The organism is Halomonas sp. 707B3, from assembly GCF_024158645.1.
In the GTDB taxonomy this organism is placed as follows: Bacteria; Pseudomonadota; Gammaproteobacteria; order Pseudomonadales; family Halomonadaceae; genus Vreelandella; species Vreelandella lionensis.
This window is the reverse complement of sequence record NZ_JAMZBE010000145.1, coordinates 1-8,973: the sequence shown is the minus strand read 5'-3', so window position 1 is coordinate 8,973 and position 8,973 is coordinate 1. Positions and strand designations below refer to the sequence as shown.

Genomic DNA, 8,973 nt, shown 5'->3' with positions numbered 1-8,973 from the left:
ATATGATTTTTTCTTCATTGATGTTGTCGATCTTGCCATGGTTCACCTCATCGTAACGTATGACGTTCTTGAGGTGTCCACCGTTACTGGGCAGGATCAGTTGACGACTTCACTGGTACTGATGGTGATGACACGTTCACTGCTGGTTTGTCCGTTGCTGGCAATCAGACACTGACTTCTATCGACCGCATTGACGGTGGTGAAGGCACTGATCGTCTGAATGCTACGCTGACAGCTAACGTTGCTCTTGACGGTGTCATCGAGAACGTCGAGAACCTGTACTTCCGTGCACTGAACGGCGTTGCAGTCGACATGGCAAACGTAGCCGGTGTTGAGCAAATCTGGTCAGACCGCGCCCAGGACAACTTCACTGTTAATAACCAAGAAAACGCTGTAACGCTGGGTGTTATCGCAGGTGAAGGCGATGCGACTATTCTGGGCTATGACGTAGACTCTACTACTGATCTTGCACAAGCTGTTGTACTTCAAGGCGCCAACCTTGCAAATGCCCAAGGCGCTGCCCAAGGCACCCTGGCTGTGAACAACGCTGGTACTGCAGAATTCAACGCTATCAACATCACCAATAGTGGCGAAAGCTTCTTCAGCGCTGTCACCAGCGATTCTTTTGCTGATGAAGTTGCGCTAAACGTTGAAGGTTCTGGTTCTCTGCAAATCGATACCGCACTTGCTGCTAACGTTAACACCGTTGGTGCAGGCGATTTCGAAGGTAATCTGACTCTTGATTTAAGCAACAATGCTTCTGACCTAGACGTAACACTGGGCGCTGGTGACGACTCTTTGACCGTGAATGGCGCTGAGTTAGATGCTGACGACAGCATCGACATGGGCGCTGGTGAAAACACCCTGACCCTGGGTACTGTCACCGACCTGAGTGCGAACTTTTCCGGTGTTACCAACGTTCAAGCATTGGGTTTTGTAGAAACTCAGGACATCGGCGCTACTACCACTGGCCTAGACGTGGGTACTATCAGCGAAGTTTCCTTCAACGATGGCCTGACTGGCGATGGCGTTACTAACTTCAACGCTGCCACTCTCGTAAATGCTACTGGCGTAATGACTGATGGCGATACAGTTGTTGCTGGCGGCGTCACGTACACGCGTGGCGCTACGAACTTCACTGCTACCGGCGGCACGGTAACAGATGCTGCTTCAGCTACAGCAGTACAGAACCAGACCGTAGCAATTACTCAAGGTGTAAATACCTTCAACGTTGTATTTGCTACGAATGGCGATGTCGCTCTTATTGATGGTATTGCCCCAACGGCAACCAACACACTGCGCTACAACACAGTGACCGATACGTTGTCTGTGGGCAATCCGGCTGAGTCTGCTGACTTCATTGATGCTGCTGATGCTGCTACATTGTTCAACGGGGCAACTGTGGATGTAGCATTTACCGCTGAATTTGGCGATATCACTATCAACTCTGACGGAACAGCGGCTGGGAATAGCTACACAGAAGCTGGCCTGACAGCTACTGAAGTTGCAACCGGCGGCACCATTGCTGGCGGCGTTTCCGGCAACGATGGCCAGTTCACCATTGGAAGCGATAGCTTCTTCTGGGAAACTGCGACCACTACACTCTTCACCGGTACTGATAATACTGGCGACGAAGTTAACTTTACCGGTACTGAGCTGACGACCGATGACTCAGCAGTAGCAACTGTAGAGCTTGACAGCGAAGCAGCTGAACTGACGGTTAACTTCGAAGGCACCAACTCTGAAGATGTAGCACTGTCTGTTAGCGATGAAGTTAGTGGCCTGACAGTTAATGCCACGTCTACTGCAGTAGGTACTGCTGGTCACACTGTGACTGTCACTAACCAAGAAGATGCTGACGGTGATCAAGAGTCACTCGAAACGCTGACTCTGGCAGATACCAGCACACCGAATGCAGCTGGCGTACTAATGGCTAGCAGCTACGATGTCGCTCTGTCCAACGTTGAAGGTCTGACCACCATCAACTTGGCCGGTACTGCGGGTGTTGACGGTAACGACGATGCTGTAGCGTCTAACTTCACCGTTGATGCAGGTGCAGCCAGCTTCGGCGGCGCAGTCACCGTCAACATCAGCGATGTTAACGACGTGACTTACAATAATGCACAGGAAACTGTACGCGAAACCTTCGCGTTTGGTGGCGAGCTGGTTGAAGGTGGTACTATCACTATCAACGATTTCAACGTCACTACGGGTGCTAACGGCGACAAGCTGGACTTCTCTGAGTACGGCCTGTCCGCAGGTGACCTTACCATCGTTGAGAATAGCGGTGATTTCACCATCACCAGCGATGCGTTCGACGGCACTATCGTTATTAACACCGTTGGTTCTCCGGAACCGTCCTTCTTCGAAGCGAACGCGTTCGCCTAAGAAGATTGACATTAACCAACCCGTTTGGTTATGAAGTAAAAGAGGGGCGCTTCGGCGCCCCTTTTTCTATTCCGAACATGCAACATGGAGCCGTTTATGTTCCGCAATCCCCAGGTGTTACAGGCTCAGACGCACGCCAATCTGACCCTAACGCCCTCAAAGAATTATCGCTTCGCTAGCGAGGAAATGTTCGTTCCCATCGTCTATTCAGAAATGGCCGATGTGGCGCGTGAATACCCGCTGGTGTTTCTCAAAGATCGTGCCTTGCCCGTTGCTTTAACTGGCATCGAGCAGGGCGTGAACGCTTATGTCGCTGAGGACGGACAGTGGCTAGCCACCTACGTCCCAGGCCGTATCCGCGCTTACCCGTTTGCCTTGACTGAAGTACCTGAGAAGAAAGGCGAGTTTGCGATTGCCTTTGATTCAGAGGCCGAGCAATTAGGCACCGACGATGGCCAGTCGCTATTCGACGCAAGCGGTAAGCCCAGTGCTACCCTGCAAGCGCGCATTGACCTCTTGCAGCAGATGAAGCAGCAGGAAGCCCGCACCGCTCAGATGCTCAAGACCCTGCGTGACTTCGGCATCCTGATTGAGCGGGCGATCCGTATTAAGCGCCCCAACGGCGAAGACAGCCAGCTCACCGGCATGGAAGTGGTCGACGAAAAAGCGCTGAATAATCTATCGTTAGAGACCTTCGGTGAGTTACGCGACCAGGGCTTATTGCCCCTTATCTATGCCCACCTGCTGAGCATGGCGAACCTACGCCACGGCGCGATTGCTGGTAAATACCCGCAAATGGCCCAGCCGCAAGGCAAAGCCGCCCAAACGCCCGCCAACCTCGATGAAGTGTTTGGCGAAGGCGACGACGATTTAGAGTTTGATTTTAGCTAAGGAGAAGTTACATATGGCAGAGAAGCAACCGAAAACCATCACCATCGACGGCACCGAGTACAACGTGGCCGACCTGTCTGAAAACGCCCGCAACCAAGTAGTGAACCTGCGCGTGACCGATGCGGAAATTGAAAAGCTCAAGCAGCAGCTGGCGATTTACCAAACCGCACGTACTGCGTATGCCAAAGCGCTGAGTGAAGAGCTGCCCACCAAAGAGGTGCACTAAGTGCCGCGCTTAGTGCTAATCGCCGCTGCTGGGCTGTTGCTCAGCGGCTGCGTGCCGTTTGTGCCGGTTATTTGATACACCGGTATACGCACTGCTCTTACGTTTGCCAGCTTAATAAGGTAGTTGCCAATGGTTACTGTTACCCGCGACCCTGAGCGTTACCGGGTACTGCCTAGCGAGGGCTATGACGGGGTGGTTCAGGTATCAGCCGGTGGTTTCTACGGATCTGGCGTGCTGCTACACGGCGGCCGTGCGGTATTGACCTCTGCCCACGTCATTGAAGGCGCTGATGCAGTGACGGTGCGTATGGATACGCCGGCAGGGCGCATTCACCTGCCCGCCTCGCAGTTTGCGTTGCATCCGCTGTTTGATGTCGCAAACGGAAATAGCGACCTGGCGTTGGTATGGCTAGGCGAGCCAGCACCGGTGAGCGCCGAGCGGAGCACACTCTACCGTTATAGCGACGAGGTGGGTCTTGATATCACCTTGGTGGGTTACGGCCTTCCCGGTGATGGCCTGACCGGGTACGTGGAAAGTGGGAGTGTGACACCCGCGAAACGCGTTGCTGACAACCGTTTTGATACCACGGGTGAGGCATTGAAAAATGCGCTGGGGCGAGGTATCGGCTGGGACCCCTTGCCTGGCTCTCAGTTGATTATCGATTTTGATAATGGCAGTAGCGAGAACGATGCGCTGGGTGTGTTGATGGGCTTACATAACACTGGACGAGGGGCTGCTGAAGGGCTTATCGCGCCGGGAGATAGCGGAGGCCCGGCGTTTATTGATGACAAGGTGGCAGGAGTGGCTACCTATACGGCATCGCTCAGCCGTAATGGGCAATCCCCCGATGTGAACGATACCCTGGACAGCAGCTTCGGCGAGATCGCGTCTTTTCAGCGGGTCAGCTACTACCAACAGTGGATCGACCGAAGCCTGCGCGAGGCTGACCCTAGTGCGCCTAAGCGGCGAGAAGACGTCGAGACCACGGTGATAGAAGGGGATAAAGGCACGACGCTTGCTTACTTTCTGCTGGAATTTACCGGCCAGCGTGACCACCCCGATCAGTGGCTAAGCGTTGATTACGCTACCCGAGACGGTACTGCAACGGCGGGGGAGGATTATATCGCCGTGGCCGACACGCTCATCCTTTATTCTGGCGAAACCCAAGCCGCGATTGCGGTGGAAGTGATTGGCGATGAGACCCCAGAGCCCGATGAAACCTTGTACCTGGACGTGTTTAATCCCATTGGTGGCAGCTTCAGGGAAGGCGTGCTCAAGCTAACGGCTGTGCGTACCATCCTGGATGATGATGGATGGATAGCTTAGCGGTGTTTAACAAGCTGATGGCGTCAATGTCGCTTTTATGCCGCTACCTGAGGGGCTTTCCTACTGTTACGGTACAAAGTGGCCCTATGGCCGCTATGAGCTGCTAGAATCTTTCCATGACTGACTTCTCAGATCCCCAAAGCCCTGATGAGGCACCTGTTCCTCCTTCTGCCCGCACGGCCATGTTAGCCGAGCTGGAAGGCTACGAGCACCTGCTGTTCGAGCCCATGACCCAGGCCGACCTGGACGGCCTCTATGCGTTGTACGCGACGTGGTGTGTACGTCTGGGAGAGTCACCCGAGGCCATTGCACTATGCGATGCGCTTGATGACTTCATCGGGGCTTCCATCCATGACGAAGGGACTGGAGACGACGCGATTGAGCGGGCCTACCTTCACCTAGTGGCGACTGTGCAGAGGGGGGGCGAGTGAATAAAAGCGTCTTGAGCCTTGGCGGGCTTTCTCCATACCGTTAGCGCTTTGCAAGCGGGCGTCACGATGGCTGAACCGGCGTCTCAGTGGCATCACTTGTCCACCGCTGGCTTGTTAACGACGTTTCAACACGCCCGTGCCCAGCGTTTTAACATGTGCAGGCCGTTTCCTTTCTTTTTTTTCGATAAGCGTTTTAATTTCCTCGCGTTGTGTCGCATCCACCATCTGGTCGGAGGCGAGCTGCAGGTAATAATCAATGCCTGCCTGACACTCCAGTAGCGTTTGCCAGCGTGCTAGACATCCGGCCTCGCTAGATAGCGCAAGCTCCAGCATGGCGGATCTGGATGTCGCATGCATGCTGACGCCATCGGCCAGCGAAGCCTGCTCACACCACTCCTTCCCAATGGCTAATGACATGTGCTCTGGTGGCACCATCATCCGTTCTGTGAAGAAAAACCACCAATGCACATACCACCCTAGCACCGGGGAGCACATGAGTTGCCACTGGTACCCTGCCAACCCTTGGAACAACGACGAGCGTTTCATCGATTTGATCAGAGCGTCGCGATCGGCTTTGAGGTGATCTACCCACTCAGGGCTATAGCGTGTTGGCCGAGGGCACGAGTCTGTCGCATCGCGAATGCCTTGGGGTGCCCCTGGCCGGGCGAAGTAGGGGGTGTAGCCGGTGTCCAGTCTCACCCATCGTAAGTGTGGGTTCGCTGCCAAGAGCGAGTTCAGGTGCTTGACACGGCTTTGGTGGCGCTTACGGGCAAGCCGCTGAAAGTGCTGTATGCGCGCTTGAAACCCAAAGTGGCGTAGGGTGGTGTTGACCTCTTGAAGTCGTGCCGCCAGCTGTTGAGCATGTTGCTCTGCGACTGGGCGTTCCTGAAGGTGAGCGCCGGGTGCACCCGGCGTTAGCACTTCAATCAGTGTATCGTCATCCTGCGGTTTTTTGGGCCGTGGCGCTAGCATTAGGTCGAGGATGGGGTGGGGACGTAGGGGGGAGACGTTAACCCGGTGATTCAGTAACCAGAGCGAACGTTGAATAGTGTGTTCCACCGTCCAAGATGTTTGGGTGGGCGTGGGTGGCTGGCCAGGGTGCAGCGTGGTCAGCGGCGGTATACGCCCTTTGTAGTTCAACAGCCATTGCGCTGCTCTCGTTGCATCGATGATGTGCAGCAGGTCAGCATGCTTGTCTTTGAGTGTCACATCGAAACGTATCTCCTCTCCTTGCTCCTCCCAGCGCATCCTGCCTAGGTGAAAAGAAGCGAGTGGTTTCGCGAGATCGGGGAAGCCTAAGGGGCGATAAGTGATGCGGGGTGTCGGTGCCATGACGGCTTTTGCCAATAGGTGTTGACTGAAAATTTAGTTCCTGATTGTTGAAATATAGTTCTTTTATCAACTAATTCATAATGTTATTTTTATAAATTATTATTAGTTTTTAATCCCTTCGCGTGCGCCTTCGTTGGCCAGCCCATCGCGGGTGGCTAAGGTATCTATCTCACGACAGTGCCCGGCGCAAGATCGACTCGGCAGGCCCAGAGGGTTGCCGTCGGCCTTGCTCCCACTCCTGGTAAGTCCGCACGCTGACACCTAGCTGGCGAGCAAACTCAGCCTGGGTGATGCCCTGCGCACGACGGTGAGCCACCACCGCTGTCATCCATGGTGTTTCTTGTCGCAGTACGTCGGAGTGCTCTGGCTTGGCGTGAAGTGTCTGATGCACCTCGCTCGCCGCCGCAGAGAGGTTACGCTTGGCATTGTTGTAGGAACGCCAAGACCCTAGGCAGTCCTCATTATCTTTGTCTTGTCGAGCTAGCGCCTCTTCAGCTTTGTGGCGCTGTTCGTCGCGTCGCCGATCCTCTATGAGCTGGTAAATGAGTGCTAGGTCGAAGGGAATGCCGTTGGCGTCAGCAAACTGTCGCATCACCTCTTCGTGGCCAGGAAACTTCTCTAGTTGCAGTGAGAAAAAGAGTGCCTCGTCCATTGGGTAACCTCCTATCAATGAAGACGCCCGCCCTTGCGGCGGCTGAATGTGTCCATAGCATGCACGTGCCGTAGTCACTACGGCAGGCGTCTTCGGAGACGGAAAGAGAGGGTTTTACGGCCAAAATGACGGTATGACTACGGCGCAGCCGGAAGCAGGCTCAGAGGCTAGCGTTACCGTCATGCCAGGTAACAGGCGCTTGCCGTGGACGCCCAGGCCGAGGCCCTTCAGGTACTTTAGGCAGAGGGCTGGTTTGAAACGTGCGGCCTGTGACAAACATAGACGCATAGTCGTCGACCTTGGTCAGGTAGTGGGCGATACAGTCCAGACCGCGCTGCTTTTCCACGTCGTGGTAATCAATGCGCCCCAGCGCGTTGTAGTGATAGACCTTTTCTGCGTTGCGATTGCAGTTGTGATAATGGCCTTGCCCGCCCGTGATGAGGCCAGCCCAGTGTTCGCCAATACGCTGAGCCAGCGTAACGTCTTCTTGTACGTGATGGCCGTCGAAGAAAAACAGGAAATGGGTGTGGAAGCCCTTTTTGGGTTTCCACTCCAGCTTCCAGGCATAACCGACCAAGTGATGGAACATCGGCGATGTATGAAACATCTTGCACAACTGCTCACGATGATAATGTGCCGTTTCGTAGTCGATGTAAGGGCCATCTGCTTTGCTATAACTCAGGTCTACCCGAAGGACCGTGAGGCGGCTATAACGCGCGAACAGCGCTTTGATTAACGTGGTCAGGCGCTGATAGTTTTTGCGGCTATTACGTCGATTGAGGTTGCACTCGTAAGTAAAGCCGGGTTGCTTCAAGCATTGGTGCCAAGCGACCAACCGTTGGTTAAGTTCTAGAACCACCTGTTCCGCATCCTCGTGGCTCATGGTCGGCGGCTGATAAAAGCCCGCCTCGTGCAAATAGTCACAGCTCGCGAAGGCCCATAGAAAGCGCTGAGCGTAAGGGCTAGGCCGATAGTGCTGGCCAATTTCGGTCTTTAAAAACATCGTTACTAGCACAGTGAACAGCGTTGTTAACGCGTCAAGTAACGCGTTTGGGGCTAACACAACGGTAGGGCTACCGTACCCATCCGGCTGTATGAGTTGCTTACTCTGCAATCGCGCTTCCTTAGCCGCCAAGGCCTTTAGCTGCTGCTCCACCCAAATGAGATCCTGCCGCCAGAGATGGCTGGATAGTGCCGGGATCTCCTGCCCAAAGGCAGAGGTCTCTAGGACGGTCGGGCTCATACCCTGGCAGATGGTCAGCATGTCGGCATCGGTAAAGGTATCGTTGTCAACGTCATCGAACATCGGGAAACGCCTCGCTAAGGGTGAAGAGCGTGCTTGCTCGTACCATCACCGAGGTATGTATAGATTTATGGCATGGCCGTTACTCAGGCAGGGCTTTCTTAAGCCGCGTCATCCACCTAGCGCGTGCCGTTGCGTTGCCGTCACGCTAGAGCGCGCCTTCTCTATCGTCATTTAATGACGATGCTATCTGTTTCTTTTAAGGATATTCATTGACTCTGTGATGTGATCTATCGGGCTCTTACTTCGTGAGCCCTAGTACGCACTGAGGCGTGTACCCTTAGCCCTCGTTCTTATAGATGTCCCATAGGCGATTGATACCAATAACTGAATCGCCCCGGATATTCTAGACACCCGTTAGGCTCTTAAAGTAACGCCTTTCATACTCAACCGGTGACAAGTTATCACTTGTGCTGTGTCGGCG

8 protein-coding genes are annotated in these 8,973 nt (G+C 54.2%); 5 read left to right on the top strand and 3 right to left on the bottom strand.

The genetic code is table 11. The features are described from left to right. Positions 1–312: 312 nt before the first annotated feature. From BIS10_RS15420 to BIS10_RS15400, 5 genes are all read left to right on the top strand, one after another. Complete coding sequence (locus tag BIS10_RS15420) at positions 313–2,388, top strand: hypothetical protein (RefSeq protein WP_253506424.1); 2,076 nt, start codon at positions 313–315, stop codon at positions 2,386–2,388. Positions 2,389–2,484: 96 nt separating this feature from the next. Continuing rightward, a complete protein-coding gene (locus tag BIS10_RS15415; protein WP_253506422.1) occupies positions 2,485–3,279 on the top strand; it encodes a SapC family protein in 795 nt (264 codons plus the stop codon). A gap of 13 nt (positions 3,280–3,292) precedes the next feature. Next, entirely contained in the window at positions 3,293–3,505 is a 213-nt protein-coding gene (locus tag BIS10_RS15410; RefSeq protein ID WP_253506419.1) for a DUF6447 family protein, read from the top strand. 129 nt (positions 3,506–3,634) lie between these two features. After that, positions 3,635–4,831 (top strand): Calx-beta domain-containing protein, encoded by a 1,197-nt coding sequence (locus tag BIS10_RS15405; protein WP_253506416.1) that lies wholly within the window; start codon positions 3,635–3,637, stop codon positions 4,829–4,831. 116 nt (positions 4,832–4,947) lie between these two features. Next, entirely contained in the window at positions 4,948–5,262 is a 315-nt protein-coding gene (locus tag BIS10_RS15400; protein ID WP_083025521.1) for a hypothetical protein, read from the top strand. 114 nt (positions 5,263–5,376) lie between these two features. Here the strand turns inward: BIS10_RS15400 and BIS10_RS15395 are convergent, their stop codons facing one another. From BIS10_RS15395 to BIS10_RS15385, 3 genes are all read right to left on the bottom strand, one after another. Next, positions 5,377–6,594, bottom strand: a complete 1,218-nt coding sequence (locus BIS10_RS15395) for a hypothetical protein (protein ID WP_139794496.1) — start codon at positions 6,592–6,594, stop codon at positions 5,377–5,379. A gap of 169 nt (positions 6,595–6,763) precedes the next feature. Further along, positions 6,764–7,246 carry a DNA-binding transcriptional regulator gene (locus BIS10_RS15390; protein WP_243470566.1) on the bottom strand — a complete coding sequence of 161 codons (483 nt, stop codon included), beginning with the start codon at positions 7,244–7,246 and terminating at the stop codon, positions 6,764–6,766. Between the two features lie 160 nt (positions 7,247–7,406). Then, entirely contained in the window at positions 7,407–8,552 is a 1,146-nt protein-coding gene (locus tag BIS10_RS15385) for an inovirus-type Gp2 protein (RefSeq protein WP_253506413.1), read from the bottom strand. Between the last annotated feature and the right edge of the window lie 421 nt (positions 8,553–8,973).

Excerpts from the sequence above, each read along its gene's own strand:
- BIS10_RS15420 (WP_253506424.1), top strand. The coding sequence starts at position 313 with ATGGCAAACGTAGCCGGTGTTGAGCAAATCTGGTCAGACCGCGCCCAG.
- BIS10_RS15415 (WP_253506422.1), top strand. The coding sequence starts at position 2,485 with ATGTTCCGCAATCCCCAGGTGTTACAGGCTCAGACGCACGCCAATCTG.
- BIS10_RS15410 (WP_253506419.1), top strand. The coding sequence starts at position 3,293 with ATGGCAGAGAAGCAACCGAAAACCATCACCATCGACGGCACCGAGTAC.
- BIS10_RS15405 (WP_253506416.1), top strand. The coding sequence starts at position 3,635 with ATGGTTACTGTTACCCGCGACCCTGAGCGTTACCGGGTACTGCCTAGC.
- BIS10_RS15400 (WP_083025521.1), top strand. The coding sequence starts at position 4,948 with ATGACTGACTTCTCAGATCCCCAAAGCCCTGATGAGGCACCTGTTCCT.
- BIS10_RS15395 (WP_139794496.1), bottom strand. The coding sequence starts at position 6,594 with ATGGCACCGACACCCCGCATCACTTATCGCCCCTTAGGCTTCCCCGAT.
- BIS10_RS15390 (WP_243470566.1), bottom strand. The coding sequence starts at position 7,246 with ATGGACGAGGCACTCTTTTTCTCACTGCAACTAGAGAAGTTTCCTGGC.
- BIS10_RS15385 (WP_253506413.1), bottom strand. The coding sequence starts at position 8,552 with ATGTTCGATGACGTTGACAACGATACCTTTACCGATGCCGACATGCTG.